Annotated in this window: 21 protein-coding genes and 1 pseudogene; 12 read left to right on the top strand and 10 right to left on the bottom strand. The window is 60.9% G+C overall.

From position 1 onward, the window contains the following. Nucleotides 1-19: 19 nt before the first annotated feature. The 5 genes from B3N48_RS13145 (at nt 20) to B3N48_RS13125 (ending at nt 6,340) form a co-directional block, all read left to right on the top strand. The gene (locus B3N48_RS13145) at nt 20-892 is read left to right on the top strand and encodes a rhomboid family intramembrane serine protease (RefSeq protein WP_296184187.1); all 873 of its coding nucleotides are present in this window, start codon (nt 20-22) and stop codon (nt 890-892) included. A 29-nt stretch (nt 893-921) separates the two neighbouring features. Next, on the top strand, nt 922-1,182 hold the full coding sequence (locus tag B3N48_RS13140; protein ID WP_062380693.1) for a YeaC family protein: 261 nt from the start codon (nt 922-924) through the stop codon (nt 1,180-1,182). Then, nucleotides 1,179-2,009 (top strand): DUF2797 domain-containing protein, encoded by an 831-nt coding sequence (locus tag B3N48_RS13135; protein ID WP_296184186.1) that lies wholly within the window; start codon nt 1,179-1,181, stop codon nt 2,007-2,009. Before B3N48_RS13140 ends, B3N48_RS13135 begins: the two co-directional genes overlap by 4 nt. Nucleotides 2,010-2,019: 10 nt before the next feature. Continuing rightward, nucleotides 2,020-4,683 carry an aminopeptidase N gene (pepN, locus tag B3N48_RS13130; RefSeq protein WP_296184185.1) on the top strand — a complete coding sequence of 888 codons (2,664 nt, stop codon included), beginning with the start codon at nt 2,020-2,022 and terminating at the stop codon, nt 4,681-4,683. A 703-nt stretch (nt 4,684-5,386) separates the two neighbouring features. After that, a complete protein-coding gene (locus tag B3N48_RS13125; RefSeq protein ID WP_296184184.1) occupies nt 5,387-6,340 on the top strand; it encodes an omptin family outer membrane protease in 954 nt (317 codons plus the stop codon). Between the two features lie 74 nt (nt 6,341-6,414). On the opposite strand, the gene queD is transcribed toward B3N48_RS13125, so the two are convergent. Both queD and B3N48_RS13115 read right to left on the bottom strand, forming a co-directional pair. Further along, entirely contained in the window at nt 6,415-6,771 is a 357-nt protein-coding gene (gene queD / locus B3N48_RS13120) for a 6-carboxytetrahydropterin synthase QueD (protein ID WP_074755358.1), read from the bottom strand. Nucleotides 6,772-6,891: 120 nt separating this feature from the next. Then, nucleotides 6,892-7,974, bottom strand: a complete 1,083-nt coding sequence (locus B3N48_RS13115; RefSeq protein WP_296184183.1) for a patatin-like phospholipase family protein — start codon at nt 7,972-7,974, stop codon at nt 6,892-6,894. Between the two features lie 165 nt (nt 7,975-8,139). Here B3N48_RS13115 and B3N48_RS13110 point away from each other — a divergent pair, with 165 nt between their 5' ends. The 7 genes and pseudogenes from B3N48_RS13110 to B3N48_RS13085 all read left to right on the top strand — a co-directional run bounded on the left by B3N48_RS13110 (nt 8,140) and on the right by B3N48_RS13085 (nt 13,769). Continuing rightward, nucleotides 8,140-8,448 (top strand): PepSY domain-containing protein, encoded by a 309-nt coding sequence (locus B3N48_RS13110; protein WP_296184182.1) that lies wholly within the window; start codon nt 8,140-8,142, stop codon nt 8,446-8,448. Between the two features lie 62 nt (nt 8,449-8,510). Next, nucleotides 8,511-8,777 carry a PepSY domain-containing protein gene (locus B3N48_RS13105; RefSeq protein WP_296184483.1) on the top strand — a complete coding sequence of 89 codons (267 nt, stop codon included), beginning with the start codon at nt 8,511-8,513 and terminating at the stop codon, nt 8,775-8,777. Then, on the top strand, nt 8,777-9,445 hold the full coding sequence (locus B3N48_RS13100) for a response regulator transcription factor (RefSeq protein WP_296184181.1): 669 nt from the start codon (nt 8,777-8,779) through the stop codon (nt 9,443-9,445). The genes B3N48_RS13105 and B3N48_RS13100 overlap by 1 nt, the downstream gene beginning before the upstream one ends. Next, nucleotides 9,442-10,779 carry a sensor histidine kinase gene (locus B3N48_RS13095; RefSeq protein ID WP_296184180.1) on the top strand — a complete coding sequence of 446 codons (1,338 nt, stop codon included), beginning with the start codon at nt 9,442-9,444 and terminating at the stop codon, nt 10,777-10,779. Before B3N48_RS13100 ends, B3N48_RS13095 begins: the two co-directional genes overlap by 4 nt. Nucleotides 10,780-10,880: 101 nt before the next feature. After that, nucleotides 10,881-11,702 (top strand): annotated as a pseudogene (locus B3N48_RS26910) (cache domain-containing protein); the annotation flags it as partial. A 36-nt stretch (nt 11,703-11,738) separates the two neighbouring features. Further along, nucleotides 11,739-12,560 carry a methyl-accepting chemotaxis protein gene (locus tag B3N48_RS26905; RefSeq protein ID WP_414704234.1) on the top strand — a complete coding sequence of 274 codons (822 nt, stop codon included), beginning with the start codon at nt 11,739-11,741 and terminating at the stop codon, nt 12,558-12,560. A 144-nt stretch (nt 12,561-12,704) separates the two neighbouring features. Continuing rightward, nucleotides 12,705-13,769: an AI-2E family transporter gene (locus B3N48_RS13085; protein WP_296184178.1), complete on the top strand. Its 1,065-nt coding sequence runs from the start codon at nt 12,705-12,707 to the stop codon at nt 13,767-13,769. A gap of 922 nt (nt 13,770-14,691) precedes the next feature. On the opposite strand, the gene nuoN is transcribed toward B3N48_RS13085, so the two are convergent. From nuoN to nuoG, 8 genes are read right to left on the bottom strand one after another with little or no spacing between them, the layout of a single operon-like run. Continuing rightward, complete coding sequence (nuoN, locus tag B3N48_RS13080) at nt 14,692-16,149, bottom strand: NADH-quinone oxidoreductase subunit NuoN (protein ID WP_296184177.1); 1,458 nt, start codon at nt 16,147-16,149, stop codon at nt 14,692-14,694. A gap of 7 nt (nt 16,150-16,156) precedes the next feature. Beyond that, a complete protein-coding gene (gene nuoM, locus B3N48_RS13075) occupies nt 16,157-17,689 on the bottom strand; it encodes an NADH-quinone oxidoreductase subunit M (RefSeq protein WP_296184176.1) in 1,533 nt (510 codons plus the stop codon). Between the two features lie 52 nt (nt 17,690-17,741). Beyond that, on the bottom strand, nt 17,742-19,589 hold the full coding sequence (gene nuoL / locus B3N48_RS13070) for an NADH-quinone oxidoreductase subunit L (RefSeq protein ID WP_296184175.1): 1,848 nt from the start codon (nt 19,587-19,589) through the stop codon (nt 17,742-17,744). Continuing rightward, nucleotides 19,586-19,897 (bottom strand): NADH-quinone oxidoreductase subunit NuoK, encoded by a 312-nt coding sequence (nuoK, locus tag B3N48_RS13065; RefSeq protein WP_120123429.1) that lies wholly within the window; start codon nt 19,895-19,897, stop codon nt 19,586-19,588. The genes nuoL and nuoK overlap by 4 nt, the downstream gene beginning before the upstream one ends. Nucleotides 19,898-19,901: 4 nt before the next feature. Then, nucleotides 19,902-20,402 (bottom strand): NADH-quinone oxidoreductase subunit J, encoded by a 501-nt coding sequence (nuoJ, locus tag B3N48_RS13060; protein ID WP_062380728.1) that lies wholly within the window; start codon nt 20,400-20,402, stop codon nt 19,902-19,904. Between the two features lie 9 nt (nt 20,403-20,411). Continuing rightward, nucleotides 20,412-20,960, bottom strand: a complete 549-nt coding sequence (gene nuoI / locus B3N48_RS13055) for an NADH-quinone oxidoreductase subunit NuoI (protein ID WP_062380730.1) — start codon at nt 20,958-20,960, stop codon at nt 20,412-20,414. Nucleotides 20,961-20,971: 11 nt separating this feature from the next. Next, nucleotides 20,972-21,961, bottom strand: a complete 990-nt coding sequence (gene nuoH, locus B3N48_RS13050) for an NADH-quinone oxidoreductase subunit NuoH (protein WP_166594803.1) — start codon at nt 21,959-21,961, stop codon at nt 20,972-20,974. Continuing rightward, entirely contained in the window at nt 21,958-24,675 is a 2,718-nt protein-coding gene (nuoG, locus tag B3N48_RS13045; protein WP_296184173.1) for an NADH-quinone oxidoreductase subunit NuoG, read from the bottom strand. The genes nuoH and nuoG overlap by 4 nt, the downstream gene beginning before the upstream one ends. Nucleotides 24,676-24,698: the final 23 nt, after the last annotated feature.

The raw sequence follows: 24,698 nt of genomic DNA, 5'->3' as shown, positions 1-24,698 counted from the left end.
GCGTAATGAGCATGACCCCATGAACCCGGTCGCCGTTTTGCGACTGCCCTTGAACACCGACCTGAGCGGTTTCGTCGAATTGCTGCGGCGCCTCAACGTGCCGCATCGAGTCAGCGAAGAGGCCGGCCAGCAAGTGCTTTGGGTGCCCGACGCGCCTCAACTGGCCGACGACGTGCGCCTGCTGTATCAGCAATACCCCGAAGGCGACCCCACCGCGCAACTGCCGCCCGGCCGCGAAGTGGTGGCGCTGACACGCCCCAGTCCTTTGGTGCAAGTGCGCAGCAGCCCGGTGACCAGTGTCGTCTTGCTGTTGTGCCTGATCGTCGCCGGGGTGACCCTGCTGGGCGACAACTACGAGGCGCTGAGCTGGCTGACCTTCAACGATTTCCGCGTCAGCGGTGATTACGTGACGTTCACCCCGGTCAGCGTCACGCTGGCGGCGGGGCAGTGGTGGCGGGTCGTCTCACCGATGCTGATCCACTTCGGCATCCTGCATCTGGTCATGAATGCCCTGTGGTTCTGGGAGCTGGGGCGACGTATCGAAATGCGTCAAGGCAGTTGGCAGTTGCTCGGCCTGACCCTCGCGTTCAGCGCGTTTTCCAACTACGGCCAGTATGTCTGGAGCGGGCCGAGTCTGTTCGGCGGCCTGTCCGGCGTGCTGTATGCGCTGCTCGGTCACTGCTGGATCTTTCAATTGATGGCGCCCAACCCCATGTATCGCCTGCCCCGTGGGGTGCTGGTGATGATGCTGGCGTGGTTGGTGCTGTGCATGTCCGGGCTGGTCAGTCTGCTGGGGTTTGGCGAAATCGCCAATGGCGCCCACGTCGGCGGGCTGATCATCGGTTGTGCAACAGGTCTCGTGGGCGGTGCATTGGCGCGCCGGACACATTAAAATCGCCCGCTTAATTCTGGGAGAACCCAATGTCGTCTTTTGTCGAAATGATCGAAAACATCACCCCGGACATCTACGAAAGCCTGAAACTCGCCGTGGAAATCGGCAAATGGTCCGATGGCCGCAAGCTGACCCAGGAACAACGTGAACTGTCGCTGCAGGCGCTGATTGCCTGGGAAGTGCGCAACGTCCCCGAAGAGCAGCGCATCGGCTATATGGGCCCGCAGGAATGTGCGTCCAAATCGGCGCCTGTGCCGAATATTCTCTTCAAATCGGATGCCATCCATTGATTGAAATGGGTCGAGGTTCCGTCAACAAGATGTCCGCGCGGCTCGATGCGACGCGGGTGGAATACGCGTTTCGTCTGGGCGACTCGGAAATCCCGGTCAACCCATTGATCGGCAAGACCGTGCGCCTGGAGTACCTCGGCGCCATCCATTGCAGTCATTGCGGTCGTCGGACCAAGACCAGCTTCAGCCAGGGCTACTGCTACCCCTGCATGCAGAAGCTGGCGCAGTGTGACATCTGCATCATGAGCCCGGAAAAATGCCACCACGAGCATGGCACCTGCCGTGATCCGGAGTGGGGCACGCAATTCTGCATGACCGACCATGTGGTCTATCTGGCCAATTCGTCGGGCGTGAAAGTCGGCATCACCCGCGCCACGCAACTGCCGACCCGCTGGCTCGATCAGGGCGCCAGTCAGGCGCTGCCAATCGTACGCGTGACCACGCGTCAGCAGTCCGGTTTCGTCGAAGACCTGTTTCGCAGCCAGGTGGCCGACCGCACCAATTGGCGCGCATTGCTCAAGGGCGATGCGCCTGCGGTTGACCTCGCGGCCATTCGTCAGCAATTGTTCGACAGCTGCGCCGAGGGTCTGGCGTCTTTGCAAGCGCGTTTCGGTCTGCAGGCCATTCAGTTGCTCAATGATGTCGAACCGATCCAGATCCACTACCCGGTCGAGGCGTATCCAACCAAGATCGTCAGCTTCAATCTGGACAAAGACCCCATCGCCGAAGGCACATTGTTGGGCATCAAGGGTCAATACCTGATCTTCGACACTGGCGTGATCAACATTCGCAAGTACACGGCGTATCAACTCGCCGTGCATCACTAAGGACAGCATCATGCGCACCGAACAGCCAAAAATGATCTACCTGAAGGATTATCAGGCGCCTGAGTACCTCATCGACGAGACGCACCTGACCTTCGAATTGTTCGACGACCACACGCTGGTGCATGCACAACTGGTCATGCGCCGCAATCCAGAAAGGGGCGCAGGCTTGCCGCCGTTGGTTCTGGATGGTCAGTTGCTGGAGCTGCTCTCGGTCAAGCTCGCCGACGTGGACCTGACAGCGGGTGACTACGAGCTGACCCCGGACAACCTGACTGTCCACCCCAAATCCGAGACCTTCACCCTGGACACCAGCGTGAAGATCCACCCGGAAACCAACACCGCGCTGGAAGGCCTGTACAAGTCCAGCGGCATGTTCTGCACCCAATGCGAAGCCGAAGGTTTCCGCAAGATCACCTATTACCTCGACCGCCCGGACGTGATGAGCAGCTTCACCACGACCGTGATCGCCGACAAACAGGACTTTCCGATCCTGCTGTCCAACGGCAACCCGATCGAGGCAGGCCCTTCCGAAGACGGGCGTCACTGGATCACTTGGGAAGACCCGTTCAAGAAGCCGGCCTACCTGTTCGCGCTGGTGGCCGGTGACCTGTGGTGCATCGAAGACACCTTCACCACCATGACCGACCGCAAGGTCACGCTGCGCATCTACGTCGAGCAGGAAAACATCGACAAGTGCCAGCACGCCATGGACAGCCTGAAGAAATCCATGCGCTGGGACGAAGAGGTCTACGGCCGCGAATACGATCTGGATATCTTCATGATCGTTGCAGTCAACGATTTCAACATGGGCGCCATGGAAAACAAGGGCCTCAACATCTTCAACTCCAGCGCCGTGCTGGCCCGCGCTGAAACCGCGACCGACGCCGCCCACCAGCGGGTCGAAGCCATCGTCGCCCACGAATACTTCCACAACTGGTCGGGCAACCGTGTGACCTGCCGCGACTGGTTCCAGCTGTCGCTCAAGGAAGGTTTCACCGTGTTCCGCGATTCCGGCTTCTCCGCCGACATGAACTCGGCCACGGTCAAGCGCATCCAGGACGTCGCCTATCTGCGCACCCACCAGTTCGCCGAAGACGCCGGCCCCATGGCCCATGCGGTGCGCCCGGACAGCTTCATCGAGATTTCCAACTTCTACACCCTGACCGTGTACGAAAAGGGCTCGGAAGTGGTCGGCATGATCCACACCCTGTTGGGCGCCGACGGCTTCCGCAAGGGCAGCGACCTGTACTTCGAGCGCCACGACGGCCAGGCTGTGACCTGCGATGACTTCGTCAAGGCCATGGAAGATGCCAACGGCATCGACCTGACCCAGTTCAAGCGCTGGTACTCGCAGGCAGGCACGCCACGTCTGGCAGTGAGCGAGTCGTATGACGCCGCAGCCAATACCTACAGCCTGACCTTCCGCCAAAGCGCACCGACCACGCCAGGTCAGCCAGGCGAAACGAAGCAGCCATTCGTGATTCCGGTGTCGCTGGGCCTGCTCGACAAACAAGGTCAGGAAATTCCGCTGCGTTTGCAGGATGAGTCCTCAGCGTCGGGCACTTCGCGGGCGATTGCCGTGACCGAAGCCGAACAGACCTTCACCTTCGTCGACATCGCCGAGCAGCCATTGCCGTCGCTGCTGCGCGGGTTCTCGGCGCCGGTGAAACTCAGCTTCCCGTACAACCGCGACCAGCTGATGTTCCTGATGCAGCACGACAGCGATGGCTTCAACCGCTGGGACGCGGGTCAGCAACTATCGGTTCAAGTGTTGCAGGAATTGATCGCTCAGCATCAGAAGGGCGAGTCGCTGGTGCTGGATCAGCGTTTGATCACCGCGCTGGGCACCGTGCTGGCCGACGAGTCTCTGGATCAGGCGATGGTCGCAGAAATGCTGTCGTTGCCGGGTGAGGCGTACCTCACCGAAATCAGCGAGGTGGCCGATGTCGAGGCGATTCACGCGGCCCGTGAGTTCGCGCGCCTGCAGTTGGCCACGCAGCTGAACGATGCGCTGTGGAAGCGTTATCAGGCCAACCGCGAGGTGTCGCGAAACACGCCTTACGTGGCTGAATCCGAGCACTTTGCCCGTCGCGCCTTGCAGAACATCGCATTGTCGTACCTGATGCTCACTGGCAAGCCGGAAGTGTTGGCGGCAGCCATCGAGCAATTCGACAGCGCTGACAACATGACCGAGCGCCTGACCGCGCTGGCTGTGCTGGTCAACTCGCCCTTCGAAGACGAGAAGGCCAAGGCGCTGGCGGTGTTCGCCGAGAACTTCAAGGACAACGCGCTGGTCATGGATCAGTGGTTCAGCGTGCAGGCGGGCAGCACCTTGCCGGGCGGTCTGGAGCGGGTGAAAGCGTTGATGCAGCACCCGGCCTTCACCCTGAAGAACCCGAACAAGGTGCGTGCGTTGATCGGTGCATTTGCGGGGCAGAACCTGATCAACTTCCACGCGGCAGACGGCTCAGGCTATCGCTTCCTGGCGGATCTGGTCATCGAGCTGAACGGCTTCAACCCACAGATCGCGTCGCGCCAACTGGCGCCGCTGACTCGCTGGCGCAAGTACGACGACCAGCGTCAAGCGCTGATGAAAGGTGAACTGGAGCGCATCCGCGCCTCCGGGCAGCTGTCGCCGGATGTGTATGAAGTGGTGAGCAAAAGCCTGGCGTAACCGCCGGTAGCTTTGCTGACAAGGGCTGCCCGTGAACGCGGGCGGCCCTTTTTTATGTGGCCCCGGATCGCGATCTGGGTGCCGTTGGTTGAGTGACCCTAGTGGCGGACGTGCGCCGGCCACACAGTTCCGCCATCCCTCTATTTACTGAGGGAGGTTCTATGCTCGTTGGCAAACCGCATTCGCCAGCGAGCCGGCTCCCACGATATGACGTCGGTGCAGATGTTATGACCCAGGCATGACCCTTGTGGGAGCCGGCTTGCTGGCGAAGGCGGCGTGTCAGTCGACATCATCGTCGCTGATTCACCGCGTTCGTCCCAGACTGTGTAAAAACTACTGTGCTCGATGATGCTGCGTTAAAAACAGGCGGAATATGCTCATTTAGAACACCTAGAGTCAGTCGCGACCCCGGCCGTTTTTCGCCTGTTTTTGCCTTGCCTCATCTTCGCTCGCGACGTTTTTACACACTCTGGTCCGATCGCGGCCCGCAGCAAGCCGGCTCCCACACGTGCGGCAGTGCGCAATGATCTTTCTCAAGCAGCGATTCTTGTAGGTAATTTCCTCGCCCCCGCGTTTATCTTTCACACGCGTTGATACGCATCAGCTGGCAGAAACGTCCTGCTATCACGTTCATCCTTTCGCCGCTCGCTGGAGGTGCTGCGGACAGCGGGCATTCTTCCAATAAAAAGGCATGGATGGATCGATGACGGTACGAAAGGCGTGGGCGTTGTTTGGCGTGGTGGTAATGGGACAGGAGGCGTTGGCACATGCCCACGTAAACCAGGAGCAGCGGTTCAGCGTAGGCGATGTTGAAGTAAGCATGGGCCTGGGCCTGCTCAACGGTCAGTCCAAGGAAAAAGTCTATGACGAAGGTGAAAAGCTCAGTCAGCTTAATTGGGATCTCAAGCAGATTCCCACCTTGCATCTGGGGGTGACCTTTCACCCCGCCGAGTGGCTGTCGCTGGACGCCCGAGGCTGGACGCAAATGGGCAAGGGCCGTAGCCATATGAAGGATTACGACTGGCTCGATGGCGAGGATGAGCCTTGGACCCACTATTCCGACCACCCTGACACTAAAGTCGAAAAAGCCTGGCAGGCCGAGTTGGCGGCGACCGTCTGGGCACTCAACCGGAATGATTTCGCGCTAGGCGCGATGCTCGGTTATCAGCGCAGCGAGTTAGGCTGGGAAGCCAAAGGCGGGCAATTCACGTATTCATCGGACGACGACTTCCGCGATTTATCCGGCAACCTGCCCGCTGAATTGAAAGTCATCAGCTACGAGCAGCGGTTCGACACCCCGTACGTGGGTCTGGTCGGGCTCTATAGCCACGAGAATTGGACACTGGAAGGCCGTTTCAAATACAGCCAGTGGGTGAAGGCTCGGGACTACGACCAGCACCATTTGCGCCTGACGACCTTCACCGGTAACAACGGTAATCGCGGCAGGATGCAAAGCGTTGCGCTGGGGCTGTCATACCGCGCCAGCCCGCAACTTTCGATCAAGGCAGGCATCGACTATCAGACCTATGCCGAAAGCAAGGGCAGCACGCTGATCGACGATCGGGATGAAGGTGAACGTTATCGGGTGGGCGGCAAGGCAGGCTCACAGGCCAGCCGCACCGTGCTGTCCACGCTGGCGCTGAACTACCGGTTCTGATTTAGCAGTGATGCATGCCCACGGCGACGATCCGGACACCGTCTGCACGCATCACGGCCTGATGCTGCGGGCGATCAATCGCCGCGATACACACACCCACTGGTGCAGGTTTCATGAATGCGAATGGCCGACAATTCCGGCAGCAGCGGCTTCAGTTCATTCCAGATCCACTTCACCAGCACTTCGCTGGTCGGGTTTTCCAGACCGGGAATGTCGTTCAGGTAGTTGTGATCCAGACGCTCGTACAGCGGCTTGAAGATCGTCTTGATCTCGGAGAAGTCGCGGATCCAGCCGGTGTGTGGATCGGGCTCGCCCTGCAGGTAAATCGCGACCCGAAACGAGTGGCCGTGCAGACGCCCGCACTTGTGGCCCTCCGGGACGTGGGGGAGGCGGTGGGCCGATTCGAACGTAAATTCCTTGAAGATTTCCACGGTATTGAGAGCCTTGAAAGGTGGCGATCGCCTGAGCGAAAAAATGCAGGTGGCGAGTTTATCAGCAATGGTTTGTCGAGGCATCGGCGAAACCTGACCGGCTGGTTGAAAACCGCCGGTTCAGACCAACGTTTCCAACCGCCCGGCCAGGCGTCCACTGTCCACCAGATCGATGAACTCATCGCCGAGGCGTTGGCTTTGTTCCATCGCTGTTCGCCAATAGCGCTGGCGTTCCGCGTCTTTGCCGAGGAAGCGCTTGAAATCGCTGCGGTCCGGCAGTTTCCCAAATGGCAGGCTTGCCAGATAGTCACGAGACGGGGCCAAAAGAACGACGTCCTGCAAGCGCCCCAGATCGCCGCGTCGCCAAGGCAAGGTCTTGTCGAACCAGCCAGGAATGATTTTGTCGGTGAAATGCGGGTACAGCACGATGTCACTGCCGCTGTAGGGCAGGTCGAGATGATAGTCCAGCAAACCACCGTCGCGGAACGTGCCTGGGCCGACACCTGGAATGTCCGTCACGCCTTGCATCACCATTGGAATCGACCCCGAGGCCAGCAACGCCTGACGCAGATTCGACACATCGAGCGGCACGCAGCGGGAGGGGAAATCCTTCAGCGCCGACAGCGGCGGGGCGAGGCGGGCATCGTGCAGAATCAGCCGCTCGAAATGCCGCGACAACCGTGCACGCCCCACTAGGTTATTGGCGATCACCGAACCCAGGCCCAGGCCCAATCCACCGCGATGGTCCAACGCCAGCAGGCCATGGCTTTTCACGATCATGACGTTGAGCCGGTAATGCGCGTTGTTCAGCACACTGGCATCGCGCCCTTGCAACAGATCGTCGAGCATCTTCACGCAGCTGCGCGTGACCTCGGCCATGGTCACGCCCTTGGCGAAGCTTTGTTCGTTGTAGAGTTGGCCAAGTCGTTCAAGGCCCTCCACCGGGTCTGGCAAACAGGCACTGGCGAACCGCCAGGAACCGATAGAGGCGCCGATCAGCGAGCGCTCCCGCTCGACGCGTGGCAGCCATTCGCCGAACAGGGCCAGGTCCAGTCCTTGAATGCCCAGCGCCTTTGGCCCGCCTGCCGCGCCCGGAATGATGCCCACGTCTGCAGGGGCCAATCCGTGGTCACGAATACGGGCGAGCGCCCGTTGTCCGGCCTTGATGGTCAGCGCACGCGTCTTGATCTGAATGGCGCTCATGGGCACTCCAGGGATAAACAGAGGCGAAGTATATCCACTGACGTGCGCGCTGAAAGTGGGCGTTGTGCCAAACATGATGGCAGGTGGCCGCAGATTTCAGCTTCAATTAAGTTGGCTTCGTTATCGTTGTTTCCGTCAACTGGACGATCACAACGGAGATTCACCATGAAACTGTTTACTGCCTTTTTTGCCGCTTCTGCCCTCGCTGCCACCGCCGGTTATGTTCAGGCCAAAGATTTGGGTCCGGACGAAGCGTTGCGGCTGCGCGATGCAGGTACTATTCAATCTTTCGAAAAACTCAATGCCGCCGCGCTGGCCAAGCACCCGGGTGCGACCGTCACCGAGACTGAACTGGAACAGGAATATGGCAAATACGTTTATCAGGTCGAGCTGCGCGACGCGAAAGGCGTTGAGTGGGATGTCGAGCTTGATGCCACGAACGGCCAGGTACTCAAAGACCATCAGGACAGCTGATGATCCCCGGTAAGCGTCCCTTTAAGCGGTTCGTCCACTGCGTGGTTGCAACCTGTGCCGTCATGGCCTGCACGGTATGTAATGCGCGGGATCTGGATCAGGATGAAGCCCTCGCCCTTCGGCAACAGGGTGTCATTCTGCCGCTGGAGCAGTTCATCGAACAGGCCTTGGGACGCTACCCCGGCTCGAAGCTTCTCGAAGCGGAGCTGGAAGAGAAACACGACGTGTTGGTCTACGAAATCGAGCTGCTGACATCGGATCACGTGGTTCGCGAGTTGAAGTTCGATGCCCGCGACAGCCGTTTGCTGGAAGACAAGGAAGATGATTGATGCGCCTGTTATTGGTTGAAGACAACGTGCCCCTGGCGGACGAACTGGTCGGCGCGCTGAACCGACAGGGGTACGCGGTGGATTGGCTGGCCGACGGGCGTGACGCCGTTCACCAAGGGGCCAGTGAGCCCTATGACCTGATCGTGCTGGATCTGGGATTGCCGGGCCTTTCCGGGCTCGACGTCTTGCAGAAGTGGCGCGCAGAGGGCTTGGCCACGCCGGTGCTGATCCTGACGGCGCGGGGCTCCTGGGCCGAGCGGATCGAAGGCCTCAAGGCCGGCGCCGATGACTACCTGACCAAACCGTTTCATCCTGAAGAACTGCAACTGCGCATTCAGGCGCTGCTGCGCCGCGCCCGTGGGCTGGCCAATCAGCCGAAACTTGAAGCAGCGGGGCTGCATCTGGATGAGGGGCGTCAGTCCGTGAGTCGCGACGGCGAAGACATTCAGCTCACCGCCGCCGAGTTTCGGTTACTGCGTTATTTCATGCTGCACCCGGAACAGATCCTGTCCAAAAGCCACTTGGCGGAACATTTATACGACGGCGAAAACGAGCGCGATTCCAACGTTATCGAGGTGCACGTCAATCACCTGCGACGCAAGCTGGGGCGAGCGGTGGTTGAAACCCGGCGCGGCCAAGGCTATCGATTCGGCGGTACGGGCGGGTGAGGTCGATACAACGGCGTTTGAGCCTTGGCCTGATTGGCGTCTTGCTCATCGTCGGGCTGGTGTTGGCGCAGGTCAGTCTTTGGCTGTTTGAAGTCGGCCTGCAACGCTATCTGGAATCCGGGCTGCGCAATGATGCGGAATTGCTGCTGGTCGCCATCGTGCGAGGGCCCGACGGCCTGCAACTGGATGAACAGCGGCTGTCTCCTGGCTATCAGCGGCCTTACTCCGGTCATTATTTCCGTATCGATTTCAACGGCGGGCACTGGCGCTCGCGATCTCTCTGGGACCTTGAGCTGCCGCAGCCCGACCAGCCAGGCCTGCACGCCAATTTCGAACTGGAGAAAAGCAACCAGTCGCTGTTGTTGCTGCACTCGGAATACCGCAAGTTCGGTCAGAAAATTTCCATCACCGTCGCCCAGGACTACACCCCGGTGCAGGCCAGCTTCGCGCGAGTGCAGCGCATTGGCCTGGGCCTGGGACTGGCGGCGCTGGTGTTGATCCTCCTCCTGCAACGGGTCACGGTGCGCCGGGCTTTGCGTCCGCTGGACACCGCCCGGACGCAGATTTTTCAGTTGCAACAGGGTCAGCGCTCGCAACTGGATCAAGCGGTGCCGCTGGAGCTGGAGCCGCTGGTCGCGCAAATCAATCACCTCTTGGCCCATACCGAAGACAGCCTCAAACGGTCACGCAATGCGCTGGGCAACCTTGGCCATGCCCTGAAGACCCCGCTGGCGGTGCTGATGAGCCTCACGGAGGGGGAGAAGCTCGAGGCCTTCCCGGACGTGCGCGCGACCCTGCGCGAGCAACTGCAGCAGATTCAGCAGCGCCTGGAGCGTGAGTTGAATCGCGCACGTCTGTCAGGCGATGCCCTGCCCGGTGTGCGATTCGACTGCGATGCTGAACTGCCGGGGCTTTTTTCCACCCTGCGAATGATCCACGGCCAACATCTGGCGCTGGATAGCCTCGTTGCGCCGGGACTTGTGCTGCCGTGGGACCGCGAAGACATTCTGGAACTGCTCGGCAATCTGCTGGACAACGCCTGCAAATGGGCCGACGCCGTGGTGCGCTTGACGATCAGCCACGCGCAGGGGCAATACGTCGTGCTGATTGACGACGACGGCCCAGGCATTCCGGCGGCGCAACGGGTCGAGATGCTGGGCCGTGGCAATCGCCTCGATGAGCATGTAAACGGGCACGGGTTGGGATTGGGTATCGTCAAGGACATCGTCGAAGCGTGGGGGGGCGAACTGCAGTTGCTCGACAGTCCATTGGGCGGCTTGCAAGTGCGCATCGCTCTGCCCGAGCGACACGCGGCTCAACCGGACGTCCATTGAGCGATTGGTGGCCGTCGTGACCTCAACTTTCGACGCACCGCGCCGTTAACCCAAAAGGAGCCTGATGGCGAAACGCACAATAATAAAAGGTCACGATACCCATGCGGCTAAATCTGAAAGCCAAAGTTCTCTCCCTGGCCGTCCTGCCTGTGTTGCTGTTCGCGCTGATCATCAGCGTCAGCACCGTGTTCATGTTGCGCGAGCAGGCGAACCGAGAGGTCGAGGAAACCCGGCAGCGCTTGCTGGCAGAGGCCAAGGCGACGCTGCAGAGCAATGTTGCAGTGGCGCTGGGGACGATCAAACCGCTCTATGACGCCTCCGCGCCGGGTGACATGGAAGCCCGCGCCCAAGTCATCAAAATGCTCTCGCAGGTCAAGTACGCCAAGGACGGTTATTTCTTCGGTTACGACTCGCAGATCGTGCGCCTGTTCAAAGGCGACAGCCCTGACGGCATTGGCAAGGCCTTCAAGGACGTGCGCGACCCCAACGGCGTCTATGTCAACAGCGGCCTGGTGGAGGTCGCCAAAGCAGGCACCCATTTCCTCGAATACTCCTCGGCACTGCCCGGTTCCAGCGAGCTGGTGCCCAAGCTCGGCTACACCGAATACCTCGCCAAGTGGGACATGGCGGTGGGTTCGTCGGTCAATCTGGACAACATCGACGCCAAGGTCGCCGAAGTCCGCGAGGCCGTGACCGAACGCATGGAAGGCATGCTGATGAGCATCATTGGCATCGCTGTGTTGGTGCTGTTGATCATTGCCGTGATCGGCGTCTGGATGGCTGGCGGCATCCTGCGGCCGCTGCGTCTGATGAAGGCCAACCTGGACGACATCGCAGCAGGCGAGGGTGACCTTACCCGTCGCCTGGCCGTGACCTCACAGGACGAACTCGGTGAACTGGCGGGCTCGTTCAACCGCTTCGTCGACAAGATTCATGGCCTGGTACGGCAGATCGCCGAGATGACGGCGCAACTGACCGGCCTTGTCGGCGAAGTTACTCACCAGGCACAGCGCTCCGAACAGGCGATGGAGCGTCAGCGTCATGAGACCGATCAGGTGGCGACCGCGATCAATCAAATGTCGGCGGCCGCGCAGGAAGTCGCGAAGAGCGCACAAGGCGCGTCTGTGGCCGCGCAGCAGACAGACCAGGAAGGCCAGACCGCCAAGCGCGTGGTCGATGGCAGCATTGAACAGATTCACGCCCTGGTGAATGACATTCGCCACAGCGGTGCCTCGCTGGACAGCCTGCAGAACGACGTGACCTCCATCGTCGGCGTGCTGGGCGTGATTCGCTCCATTGCCGAGCAGACCAATCTGCTGGCGCTTAACGCGGCCATCGAAGCGGCGCGGGCCGGGGAGGCCGGCCGAGGGTTCGCGGTGGTGGCCGATGAGGTCCGCGCACTGGCCAGCCGCACCCAACAAAGCACGCAAGAGATTCAAGGCATGATCGATCGCCTGCAACAAGGGACACAAGGCGCCGTTGCGGCCATGCGCCGTTCCAGTGAGGCAGGCGACGGCACCTCGGCGCGGGCCAACGAAGCCGGGGCATCGCTGGACACCATCGGCCAGTTGATCGGCACCATCAATTCGATGAACGCGCAGATTGCCAGCGCTGCCGAAGAACAGACCGCCGTGGCCGAAGAGATCAACCGCAGCGTGCACCAGATTGCCGTGGCGGTGGAAAGCGTCGCCGACGAAACCCGTCACAGTGCCACGACCTCGCGCAGCCTGACCGACCTCAATCAGCGCCTCGGACAACTGGTGGGGCAATTCCGCATCTGACCCTCTGAGTCGCGGGCTGTACTGGCCCGCGGCCCCTTCGCTGATCACTTCCGCTATCCCTAGCTTCCGTCGGCACTCCTGTGAGGATTGACGGACTAATCATTAGGCCCGGCGTTCAGTAGGGCTTATTGACGTGGAAGGCACATGAACGAAACCTCGCTGCAAAACAAAACCCTGATGCTGTTGCTGGTCTTGGTGACCCTGGCGTTCATCTGGATCCTGCTGCCTTTTTATGGCGCGGTGTTCTGGGCGGTGGTGCTGGGCATCATCTTCGCACCGCTGCAACGCCGCCTGCTGGCGCGCTTTGGCTGGCAACGCAACCTGACCTCGCTGTGCACGCTGATGATCTGCCTGCTGATCGCGATTTTGCCGGTGATCATCATCAGCATGCTGATGGTCCAGGAGGGTGCCGCGCTCTACAAAAATGTCGAAAGCGGCCAGCTCGACATTCCCAAATACCTCGCGGAATTCAAGGCGCTGCTGCCGACGTCGATGCAGCATTGGCTCGACCGGCTGGGCATGGGCGATTTCAAAGGCCTGCAGGACAAGATTTCAAAGACCGCAATGCAGGGCAGTCAGTACTTGGCGACTCAGGCATTCAGCTTCGGGCAAGGCACGTTCGATTTTGTGGTGAGCTTCTTCATCATGCTGTACCTGCTGTTTTTCTTTCTGCGCGATGGGCAGGACCTCACTCGGCGGATTCGCATCGCGGTGCCGTTGGCTGAACCGCAAAAACGCCGTCTGCAATTGAAGTTCACCCGCGTAGTACGCGCGACGGTCAAGGGCAACGTGGTGGTGGCGATCACCCAAGGGGCATTGGGTGGTTTGATTTTCTGGGTGTTGGATATTCCGAGCGCATTGCTCTGGGCGGTGGCGATGGCCTTTCTGTCGCTGCTGCCAGCGGTAGGGGCCGGAATTGTCTGGGCGCCGGTGGCGGCCTACTTCCTGCTCAGTGGAATGATCTGGCAAGGCGTGGTGTTGGGGTTGTTCGGGGTGTTCGTGATCGGTCTGGTGGACAACGTGCTGCGGCCGATTCTGGTAGGCAAGGACACGCGAATGCCGGATTACCTGATTCTGATTTCGACGCTGGGCGGGATGGCGGTGTTCGGGCTGAACGGGTTTGTGATCGGGCCGATGATTGCGGCGTTGTTCATGTCGACGTGGGGGTTGTTTACAGGGGCGAAGCAGACCGTGAGGTTGCCGGGGTAGGTGGTGTGCGCGTTGCCGCAGTGGTTCGTTCTTGAGGGTGTGTGTATATCCGGTATCGGGGTGATGCTGATATCGGTTCCGCTCTTACAGCGGGTCACTTTTCTTTCGGGAAAAGTAACCAAAACCATTTGCTCCTGGTTTGGCCCTGACTTCGTCAGGGTTCCCTCTCTCCGGCGACACTCCGTGGGCCCGCCGCGAAGGGCCATCCCTGGCCCAGCGCGGCTCTCGCGGCATCCATGCCGCTCGACCCACTCCGCGTCGCCTGCGTTCGGCCTGCACCCAAGTCGCGTTCGGCGGTGTCTGGACCTTCGCGTAGGAAAGCAAGATCAAGATCAAGATCAAGATCAAAAGCAAATGCAGATGTGAACGCTGGATTCGAATCCTGACGCTACCCCTGTAGGAGACGCCGGAGGCATGACGGTAGCGAAAGCGGTGTGTCGGTGATAAATAATTTGTCTGATACACCGCTTCGCTGCCGTCGTGCCTCCGGCGGCTCCTACATGTGATCGCGTGTATCCAGCAAACGTGTGAGTGCAAAAAGACGCAGTTCCGCTCCGGCTGTTGCTCTTGTCCCACGACCGAACGGACGCCGCCGAACGCGACTTGGGTGCAGGCCGAACGCAGGCGGCGCGGAGTGGGTCGAGCGGCATGGATGCCGCGAGAGCGCCGCAAGGACATGGATGTCCGTTCGGCGCGGGCCCACGGAGTGTCGCCGGAGTGAGGGAACCCGACGAAGGAGGGCCAAACCAGGAGCAGGGTCTTTTTGGATACTTTTTCGGCTCTTGGAAAAAGTGACCCGCCGTAAGGGTGGAACCAATATAAGCGCCACCACCGATAACGGATCTTCACCTAGAGACCAGCGCCAGCCAACCATAAAAAAGCCCCGCTAATCAGCAGGGCTTTTTCACATCTCACCGAACCATCACAACCCGGCGTGCTGCACCAAGGTCAACAGCGGCTGCGGATACACGCCGAGGAAGAACGCCAACAGCGTAATCCCCAACAGCATCACACCCCCCGCACGCTGCGCCCAGTTGAACGGAGCGTCGTGGCGCTGGATCTTCGAGTCTTGCAAGTACAGCGTCACCATCACCCGCAGGTAATAGAACACACCGATGGCGCTACCAATCACCAGCGAACCGGTCAGCCACCACAGGTGAGCCTCGACGCCGGTGGCGATGATGTAGAACTTGCCGATGAAGCCGGTGGTCAGCGGAATACCGGCCAGCGACAGCATCATCACGGTCAGCACCGCGGTCAGGTATGGACGGCGCCAGAACAGACCACGGTATTCGAACAGTGCGTCGGCATCGCGACCGCTGTAGGGCGACGACATCAGAGTGATCACGCCGAACGCGCCCAGGCTGGTCAGTACGTAGGTCACCAGATACACACTGATGGCTTCGACCGCCATGCCCTTGCTGGCGACCATCGCGATCATCATGTAGCCGAAGTGCGCAATGGACGAGTAACCCAGCAGACGCTTGAGGTTGTTCTGGGTCAGGGCCAGCAGGTTGCCGACGATGATCGACGCCACGGCGATGACCGACATCACGTCGCTCATCACGCCGCCCGCAGCGGCAGGGGAGATCTGGAACAGGCGAACCAGCACACCAAATACCGCCACTTTACTGGCTGTGGCCAGGAACGCCGCCACCGGGCCGGGTGCACCCTCGTACACGTCCGGGGTCCACAGGTGGAATGGCACCAGCGACAGCTTGAAGCCCAAGCCGATCAGCATCATGCCCAGACCCAGGCTCGCCAGTTGGCTTGGCAAACCAGTGGCCGCCAGAGCCTTGCCGATTTCCGTGAAGCCCAGGCTGCCGGCGTCGGCGTACAGCAGCGCCATGCCAAACAGCAGGAAGGCGGAACCGGCGGCCGACAGCACCATGTACTTGATACCGGCTTCCAGCGACCGCTTGTTGAAGAAGGCGTACGCCACCAGCCCGTAGACCGGCACCGACAGCAGCTCCAGACCGATGAACAGGCTGGCCAGGTGTTGCGCGGCCACCAGGACCATCGCTCCGGCTGCCGCCATCAGGATCAGCAGGTACAGTTCTTCGCGGTTGCCCGGGTAACCGCTCTTGCCTTCACCCAGGTAGGCATGAGCAAGCGTGACGCAGGCCAGGGTCGAGACCAGGATGATGCCGATGTACAGCAGGGCGAAGCTGTCGATCTGCAGCAGGGGAGTGACCACCAGCGGCGCGACCTTGAGGGCCGGGTAGATCGACAGCAATGCCAGGTTGAGTCCCGCCACGGTCAGCAGGAACGATTGCGAGTGATTGCGACGCCATGCGATCCCGAGCATCACCACTACAACGGTGATGCTGGTGATCAGCAACGGCGCCAGCGCAATAAAGTGTTGAATCGTCAGGTCCATAGCGCTCTTACCGGGCCGAAGCGAGTTGAGTGAAGGCGGTGCCGAGCCATTGCTGCACGCCATGCATGGTCGCCGTGGAAGTGTCGAGAATGTGCTGCGGGGCGATACCCAGCAGGACCAGCAACACGGCCAAGCCGAGCACCATGATCAATTCCCGACCGTCCATGCCCTTGAGGATGTCCTCGGTCTTGGCCGGGCCGAAGTACACCCGGTGGATCATGATCAGCGAGTAGACAGAACCGAACACCAGACCGGACGTGGCGATGGCCGTGATCCACGGTGCATGGACAAAGCTGCCGATCAGGATCAGGAACTCACCCACGAAGTTACCGGTGCCTGGGAGGCCCAGCGACGCAGCAGCGAAGAACAGGCTGATGGCCGGCAGATACGCAATCTTGTTCCACAGGCCGCCCATTTCACGCATGTCCCGGGTATGGGTGCGCTCGTACAGCTGACCGCTGAGGATAAAGAGCGCGGCAGCCGACAGACCGTGCGCCAGCATCTGGATCACCACGCCTTGCAGCGCTTGCAGGCTGCCGGAGTAGATCCCGATCAGCACGAAGCCCATGTGCGAAACGCTGGAGAATGCGATCAGGCGCTTGATGTCGGTCTGGGCGAAGGCCAGGAAGGCGCCGTAGAAGATACCGATCAGGCCGAGGATCATCGCAATCGGCGCAAACTCTGCCGAGGCGTTCGGGAACAGCGGCAGGGCAAACCGCAGCAGACCATACGCAGCGGTCTTCAGCAGAATGCCGGCCAGGTCCACAGAACCTGCGGTCGGGGCTTGGGCGTGAGCGTCAGGCAGCCAGGAGTGCAGCGGCACGATCGGCAGCTTCACCGCGAAGGCGATGAAGAAGCCCAGCATCAGGATGTACTCGGTGCCGTGAGACAGTTTGGTCTTCAGCAGATCGGCGTAAGCGAAACTGATCACGCCGGTCTGATTGAAGTGCACCAATACCAGGCCCAGGATCGCCACCAGCATGATCAGGCCGCTGGCCTGGGTGAAGATGAAGAACTTGGTCGCGGCGTAGATACGGGTCTTCTTGCCGTCCGCCGAGCTGTGACCCCAGAGCGCGATGAGGAAGTACATCGGCACCAGCATCATTTCCCAGAAGAAGAAGAACATGAACAGGTCGATGGCGAGGAACACGCCGACGACGCCGCCCAGGATCCACATCAGGTTCAGGTGGAAGAAGCCGACGTTCCGTTGAATCTCTTTCCAGGAGCAGAGTACCGAGAGGATACCCAGCAGGCCGGTCAGGAGGACCATAAGCAGCGACAGGCCGTCCAGCGCGAGGTGCACGCTGATGCCGAAGCGCTGGATCCACTGAGCCTTGAATTCAACGGCCCAGGTCGGGTCCGCGCCAGGCGCCGGTGCGTAGCTGTAGGTACCGGTGGTCCACAACCACAGGCCCAAGGCCGTGAGGAGGGACATTGTCAGCAGCGCAATCCAGCGCGGCAGGGTAGGGCCGAAGCGCTCACCTTGCCAGCACAGCAGGCCGCCGATGAAGGGGATCAGGATTAGCCAAGGCAGAATCATGACGGGCTCAATTCCTTTCGCAAAGTCGCAAGGTTCATGTCAGATCGACTCATCAGGCCAGCACGATCGCGCCGAGTACCAGTACGGCACCTGCGGCGATCGAGGCGGCGTACCAGCGGAGCTGACCGGTTTCACTGCGGCTCATCAGCGTGTTACCGGCTTTGGCGAGACGCGGGATCAGGCCGATCGTGTGGTCGAGCGGATCGCCACGCAACAGACGGCTGATCGCCAGATAAGGCTTGACGAACAGCAGGTCGTACACCCAGTCGAAGCCCCAGGCCGCAAACCACCAGGCGGACAGGAAGCGACCCGGCCCGCTGTTGGCGATGGCGGTCACCACGCGACGCTTGCCGAGGAACAGCAGCGCGGCGAGCAGGATGCCGGCCAGGGCAATGGCGCCCGAGGCGATTTCCAGGCTGTGCTTGGCTTCGCCACCGGCGTGCCCCGCGCTTTCTGGCAGTACGCCCGCCAGTGGCGGATGAATCCAGGCACCGATGAAGGTCGACAGCACGATCAGCACGCCCAATGGCAACCAATGGGAAATCCCGTGGCCGGCGTGGGCGTCGGTCTTCGCTTCGCCGTGGAAGGCGATGAAGATCAGGCGGAAGGTGTACAGCGAGGTCATGAAGGCACCGACCAGACCTGCGTAAAGCAGATACTGATGGCCGCTGGCGAAGGCTTCCCAGAGGATTTCGTCCTTGGAGTAGAAGCCTGCGGTCAGGATCGGCAGTGCCGCCAGGGCCGCGCCGCCGACGATGAAGCTGGTGTAGGCCAGTGGCAGTTTCTTCCACAGGCCGCCCATCTTGAAGATGTTCTGCTCGTGGTGGCAGGCAACGATCACCGCACCGGAGGCAAGGAACAACAGGGCCTTGAAGAACGCGTGGGTCATCAGGTGGAAGATCGCGCCTTCCCAGGCGCCCACACCCAGCGCCAGGAACATGTAGCCGATCTGGCTCATGGTCGAGTAGGCCAGGATACGTTTGATGTCGGTCTGCACCAGAGCTGCGAAGCCGGCCAGCACCAGGGTCACTCCGCCGACGATACCAACCAAGTGCAGAATGTCCGGCGCCAGGGCGAACAGGCCGTGGGTACGGGCGATCAGGTAGACACCTGCGGTCACCATGGTCGCGGCGTGGATCAGTGCCGACACCGGGGTAGGACCGGCCATCGCGTCTGCCAGCCAGGTTTGCAGCGGCAGTTGCGCGGATTTCCCGACCGCACCGCCCAGCAGCATCAGGGTCGCCAGCACGATCCAGAAATCGCCGACCTTGAAGTGCTGAGGCGCACGGACCAGCAGTTCCTGAATGTTCAGGGTGCCCAGTTGCTGGAACAGGATGAACAGGCCGATGGCCATGAACACGTCGCCGATGCGGGTCACGATGAACGCTTTCAGTGCCGCGTTGCCGTTGTTGCGGTTGCTGTAATAGAAACCGATCAACAGGTACGAGCACAGGCCCACGCCTTCCCAACCGAAGTAGATGAACAGCAGGTTGTCGCCCAGGATCAGGAACAACATGCTGGCAATGAACAGGTTGGTGTAGGAGAAGAAACGCGAGTAACCGTCTTCACCGCGCATGTACCAGGATGCGAACAGGTGGATCAGGAAGCCGACGCCGACCACGACACCGAGCATGGTGATGGACAGGCCATCGACATACAGGGCGAAGTTCGGGTCGAAGCCGTCCACCGACATCCAGCGCCACAGCACCAGGGTCAGATGACCGCCTTCCGGCGGCGTGACGTTGAATTGCCAGATCACGTAGGCGGCGACAATGGCCGAGAGGCCGATGGAGCCGACGCCGATCAGGGCTGACAGGTTTTCCGACCATTTGCCGCGCGAGAACGACAGCAGCAGAAAGCCGATCAGAGGGAATACGAAAGTCAGAAAGAGTAGGTTCATCCGCGCATCTCGCTGGCAGCGTCGATATCGAGAGTGTGGAAGCGGCGATACAGCTGCAGCAGGATCGCCAGGCCAATGCTGGCCTCGGCGGCGGCAAGGCTGATCACCAGAATGAACATGATCTGACCGTCAGGCTGCGCCCAGCGGCTGCCCGCCACGACGAAGGCCAGTGCGGCAGAGTTCATCATCACTTCCAAGCTCATCAACACGAACAGAATGTTGCGGCGTACCAACAGGCCCGCCAGACCGAGGCAGAACAGGATGCCGGCGACTGCCAGACCGTGTTCCAGAGGAATTTGTGCATGCATGGGGTTACTCCTTCGCCTCGTTGCGGCCGACATGGAACGCCGTCACGGCTGCAGCGAGCAGCAGCATCGACGCGAGTTCGACCACCAGCAGGTACGGACCGAACAGACTGATACCGACGGCCTTGGCGTCCACCGTGGTGTGACCGATGCCGGCACCGGTGGAGTTGGCAAACAGCACGTACAGCAGTTCGGCCAGCAGCAGGCCGCCCAGCAGGATCGGGCCGAGCCAGATACCGGGTTTGAGCCAGGCGCGTTCCTGCTGAACAGAAGCCGGGCCCAGGTTCAGCATCATCACCACGAACACGAACAGCACCATGATGGCGCCCGCGTAAGCGATCACTTCCAGGGCGCCAGCGAAGGGTGCGCCGAGGCTGAAGAAGGTCATGGCCACGGCGATCAGCGAGATGATCAGGTAGAGCAGGGCGTGCACCGGGTTCGTATTGGTAATCACCCGAAGGGTGGCTACAACAGCGATGCCGGATGCGAAATAGAAAGCGAATTCCATCTTTCTTCCTTAAGGCAGCAAGCTCTTGACGTTGATAGGCTCGGCTTCGTTCTGTGCAGCACCTTTCGGCTTGCCAGCAATCGCCATCCCCGCAACGCGGTAGAAGTTGTAGTCAGGGTTCTTGCCGGGACCGGAGATCAGCAGATCTTCCTTCTCGTACACCAGATCCTGACGCTTGAACTCGGCCATTTCGAAATCCGGCGTGAGCTGGATCGCGGTGGTCGGGCAGGCTTCTTCACAGAGACCGCAGAAGATGCAACGCGAGAAGTTGATACGGAAGAAGTCCGGGTACCAGCGACCGTCTTCGGTCTCGGCTTTCTGCAGCGAGATGCAGCCGACCGGGCAGGCCACGGCGCACAGGTTGCAGGCCACGCAGCGCTCTTCGCCGTCGGGGTCGCGGGTCAGGACGATGCGGCCCCGATAACGCGGCGGCAGGTAAACCGCTTCTTCCGGATATTGCAGGGTGTCGCGCTTACGGAAGCCATGGCCAAAGACCATGATCAGGCTGCGTAGCTGGGTACCCGTACCCTTAACGATGTCGCCGATATATTTGAACATGGGTCAAATCCTCACTGAGCCGCCAAGACGACCGCAGCGGTCACTAGCAAATTGATCAGGGTCAGTGGCAGGCAGAACTTCCAGCTGAAGTCCATCACCTGGTCATAACGCGGACGCGGAATGGAAGCGCGCAGCAGGATGAACAGCATGATGAAGAACGCGGTTTTCAGGACGAACCACATGAACGACAGTTGCGGCAGGATGTTGAACGGGCCGTGCCAGCCACCGAAGAACAGGGTCACCAGCAACGCCGAAATCAGGATGATGCCGATGTACTCACCGACGAAGAACATGCCCCATTTCATGCCGGCGTATTCAATGTGGTAACCGTCGGCCAGTTCCTGTTCCGCTTCCGGCTGGTCGAACGGGTGACGGTGAGTCACGGCCACGCCAGCGATGAAGAAGGTACAGAAGCCGAAAAACTGCGGAATGATGAACCACAGGTGATCGGCCTGATACTGAACGATGTCGCCCATGTTGAACGAACCGACCTGCACGATGATGCCCATCAGGGACAGGCCCAGGAACACTTCGTATGACACGGTTTGCGCCGAGGCACGCAAGCTGCCCAGCAGGGCGTACTTGTTGTTCGACGACCAACCGGCAAACAGCACCGCGTAGACCGACAGACCGGCCATGGCAAAGAAGAACAGCAGGCCGATGTTCAGGTCGGCGACCACCCAGGTCTGGGTGACCGGGATGATCGAGAACGAGATCAGCAGCGCACTCATGGCCACGACCGGCGCCAGAGTGAAGATCATCTTGTCGACGAAGGGTGGGTTCCAGTCTTCCTTGAAGAACATCTTCAGCATGTCGGCAGCGATCTGGAACATACCGAACGGGCCGACGCGGTTCGGACCGTAACGGTCCTGCCACCAGCCCAGCAGACGGCGTTCGACGAAGCTGAGCAGCGCGCCGCAGACCACCACGGCGAGCAGCACCACGATGGCCTTGAGGACCGCGATGATCGAGTCGATCACTTCAGGGGTAAACCACGTCATTGCGCTGCCTCCTGCAGACCCTCAACGGTTTTCCCGGCCAGCGCCGGAGGAATGCCGGCCAGACCCGATGGCAGTGCCACCAGACCCGCGCCCAGCTCTTCGTTGATGCGCAGTGGCAGACGCAGCGTCTGACCCGCAACGTTGAGGCTGAGCAAGGCACCGTCGTTGACGCCCAGGCGGTCCGCTTCGGACTTGGCCAGTGCGACGTAGGCTTCAGGGATACGCTCTTGAACCGGTGCGGCTTTCGAGGAGTTTTCCTCGCTGCCGAACAGGTGGAAGAACGGCACTACCTGCCAGGTGCCCTGGGCAGGGGAGAAGGCGCGAGGCACGGCTGCGAACCAGCTCAGCTTGTCGCCGCTGCTTTCGATCAGGCGCACACCCGGATCGCCCGCACGCAGGTGACCACCGACTTCGTCCTGGAACTTGTTCCACGCTTGCGGGGAGTTCCAGCCCGGCGACCAGGCGAACGGCACCTGAGAGCGCGGTTCGGCAGAGCCCGAGTAGCCTTCCATCGAGAACGAGAACGCGGTGTCCTTGTCCTGCGGGGTCCGCGGTTCGTGCACGCTGATGTTGGCGCGCATGGCGGTACGACCGCTGTAGCGCAGCGGCTCGCGGGCCAGCTTCAGGCCTTTGATACGGAATGCGGCGGAAGGCGCGGCACCGACGATACCGGCCAGTTGCACATTGCTCGCGGCCACGGCTTCGGTGACGTGGTCCAGCTGCGTCCAGTCCACCGGCTTGTTCAGGAGGGTGGCGCGCAGGGCATGCAGCCAGCGCCAGCCTTCGTGGATTTGAATGCTGGCGTCGAGGTAAGTCGGATCGTAGACCTGGAAGAAGCGCTGGGCGCGGCCTTCCTGGCTGACCAGCGTGCCGTCGCCTTCGGCGAAGCTGGCGGCTGGCAGGATCAGGTCGGCGCGGTCGGTGGTGGCGGTCTTTTGATGGTCAGCGACGATCACCACTTTCGCGGCGTTCAGGGCGGCATCGACCTTGGCAGCGTCCACTCGGGTGAACAGATCGTTTTCCAGCACAACGATGGCGTCGGCCTTGCCCGAGATGACCTGATCCAACGCCGCATCGACCGAATCGCCGCCGAACAGGGTCAGGCCCATACTGTTGGCTTCCGGCACGATCAGGCTCAGGGAGCCGTTCTTGTCGCGCAGTTTCAGCGCCTTGGCGATGTTCGCAGCCGCTTCGATCAGCGCGTTGGAGCCCAGCGAGGCACCGGACACGATCAGCGGGCGCTCGGCCACCAGCAGCGCGTCGGCAATGCGACCGGCCAGTTCCAGCGCTTCGTTGTCCAGACCGGGCACTGCAGGCGCGCTTGGATCGATGGCGTGCGCCACGGCGAAACCGATGCGGGCGAGATCGTCGGGAGCGGCATGCACGCACTCTTCGGCGATGTCGTCCAGACGGGTGTCAGCGAGGCTGGCGATGAACAGTGGGTTCAGTTCGTGCTGACCAATGTTCTTCACGGCAGCGTCGAGCCATGGCTGGACTTTCATCGCAGCGGCCATGTCTTCGGCTTTGTTCTTGACCGATTGACGCAGGCCGAGGGCCATACGCGCAGCGGTCTGGGTGACGTCTTCACCCAGGATGAACACGGCGTCGTGTTCTTCGACTTCGCGCAGGGTCGGAATCGGCAGCGGGCTGTCTTTCAGCACTTGAGCGACCAGACGCAACCGCTCCAGCTCACCGGCTTCGATGCCCGAATAGAAGTGCTCGGCACCTACCAGCTCGCGCAGCGCGAAGTTGCTTTCCAAGCTGGCACGTGGCGAACCGATGCCTATGATGTTACGACCGCGCAGCAGGTCGGCGGCCTTGTCCAGCGCTTCATCGAGGCTCAGCTTGACGTTGCCCTGAGCGAGCAGCGGCTGGCGTGGGCGATCGGTGCGGTTGACGTAGCCATAGCCGAAACGGCCACGGTCGCAGAGGAAGTACTGGTTCACCGAACCGTTGTAGCGGTTCTCGATGCGGCGGATTTCACCGTAACGCTCGCCGGGGCTGATGTTGCAACCGCTGGAGCAGCCGTGGCAGATGCTCGGCGAGAACTGCATGTCCCATTTACGGTTGTAGCGCTCGGAGTGGGTCTTGTCGGTGAACACACCGGTCGGGCAGACCTCGGTGAGGTTGCCGGAGAATTCGCTTTCCAGCGTGCCGCTTTCGACGCGGCCGAAGTACACGTTGTCATGGGCGCCGAATACGCCGAGGTCGGTGCCACCGGCGTAGTCTTTATAGAAGCGCACGCAGCGATAGCAGGCGATGCAACGGTTCATCTCGTGTGCGATGAACGGCCCCAGTTCCTGGTTCTGGTGGGTGCGTTTGGTGAAGCGATAACGGCGCTCGTTGTGGCCGGTCATCACAGTCATGTCCTGCAAATGGCAGTGACCACCTTCCTCGCAGACCGGGCAGTCGTGGGGGTGGTTGGTCATCAGCCATTCGACGACGCTGGCGCGGAACGCCTTGGACTCTTTGTCATCGATGGAAATCCAAGTGTTGTCCGTGGCGGGGGTCATGCAGGACATGACGATTCGACCGCGGGTGTCGTTCTCATCGGTGTACTGCTTGACCGCGCACTGGCGACAGGCGCCAACGCTGCCAAGGGCTGGATGCCAGCAGAAATAAGGGATGTCGAGCCCCAGCGACAGACAGGCCTGTAACAGGTTGTCTGCGCCATCGACTTCGAGCGCTTTGCCGTCTACGTGGATAGTAGCCATGGTTCAAAGTTCTTCGTTGGCCC

This window comes from Pseudomonas sp. UBA1879 (assembly GCF_002338065.1).
Taxonomy (GTDB): Bacteria; Pseudomonadota; Gammaproteobacteria; order Pseudomonadales; family Pseudomonadaceae; genus Aquipseudomonas.
The sequence above is the reverse complement of the archived record's forward strand: the minus strand, read 5'-3'. Positions and strand labels throughout refer to the sequence as shown.

Coding starts and splice junctions, on each gene's coding strand:
- B3N48_RS13145 (WP_296184187.1), top strand. CDS start 20: ATGAACCCGGTCGCCGTTTTGCGACTGCCCTTGAACACCGACCTGAGC.
- B3N48_RS13140 (WP_062380693.1), top strand. CDS start 922: ATGTCGTCTTTTGTCGAAATGATCGAAAACATCACCCCGGACATCTAC.
- pepN (WP_296184185.1), top strand. CDS start 2,020: ATGCGCACCGAACAGCCAAAAATGATCTACCTGAAGGATTATCAGGCG.
- B3N48_RS13125 (WP_296184184.1), top strand. CDS start 5,387: ATGACGGTACGAAAGGCGTGGGCGTTGTTTGGCGTGGTGGTAATGGGA.
- B3N48_RS13115 (WP_296184183.1), bottom strand. CDS start 7,974: ATGAGCGCCATTCAGATCAAGACGCGTGCGCTGACCATCAAGGCCGGA.
- B3N48_RS13110 (WP_296184182.1), top strand. CDS start 8,140: ATGAAACTGTTTACTGCCTTTTTTGCCGCTTCTGCCCTCGCTGCCACC.
- B3N48_RS13105 (WP_296184483.1), top strand. CDS start 8,511: ATGGCCTGCACGGTATGTAATGCGCGGGATCTGGATCAGGATGAAGCC.
- B3N48_RS13100 (WP_296184181.1), top strand. CDS start 8,777: ATGCGCCTGTTATTGGTTGAAGACAACGTGCCCCTGGCGGACGAACTG.
- B3N48_RS26905 (WP_414704234.1), top strand. CDS start 11,739: ATGACGGCGCAACTGACCGGCCTTGTCGGCGAAGTTACTCACCAGGCA.
- B3N48_RS13085 (WP_296184178.1), top strand. CDS start 12,705: ATGAACGAAACCTCGCTGCAAAACAAAACCCTGATGCTGTTGCTGGTC.
- nuoN (WP_296184177.1), bottom strand. CDS start 16,149: ATGGACCTGACGATTCAACACTTTATTGCGCTGGCGCCGTTGCTGATC.
- nuoM (WP_296184176.1), bottom strand. CDS start 17,689: ATGATTCTGCCTTGGCTAATCCTGATCCCCTTCATCGGCGGCCTGCTG.
- nuoL (WP_296184175.1), bottom strand. CDS start 19,589: ATGAACCTACTCTTTCTGACTTTCGTATTCCCTCTGATCGGCTTTCTG.
- nuoK (WP_120123429.1), bottom strand. CDS start 19,897: ATGCATGCACAAATTCCTCTGGAACACGGTCTGGCAGTCGCCGGCATC.
- nuoJ (WP_062380728.1), bottom strand. CDS start 20,402: ATGGAATTCGCTTTCTATTTCGCATCCGGCATCGCTGTTGTAGCCACC.
- nuoI (WP_062380730.1), bottom strand. CDS start 20,960: ATGTTCAAATATATCGGCGACATCGTTAAGGGTACGGGTACCCAGCTA.
- nuoH (WP_166594803.1), bottom strand. CDS start 21,961: ATGACGTGGTTTACCCCTGAAGTGATCGACTCGATCATCGCGGTCCTC.
- nuoG (WP_296184173.1), bottom strand. CDS start 24,675: ATGGCTACTATCCACGTAGACGGCAAAGCGCTCGAAGTCGATGGCGCA.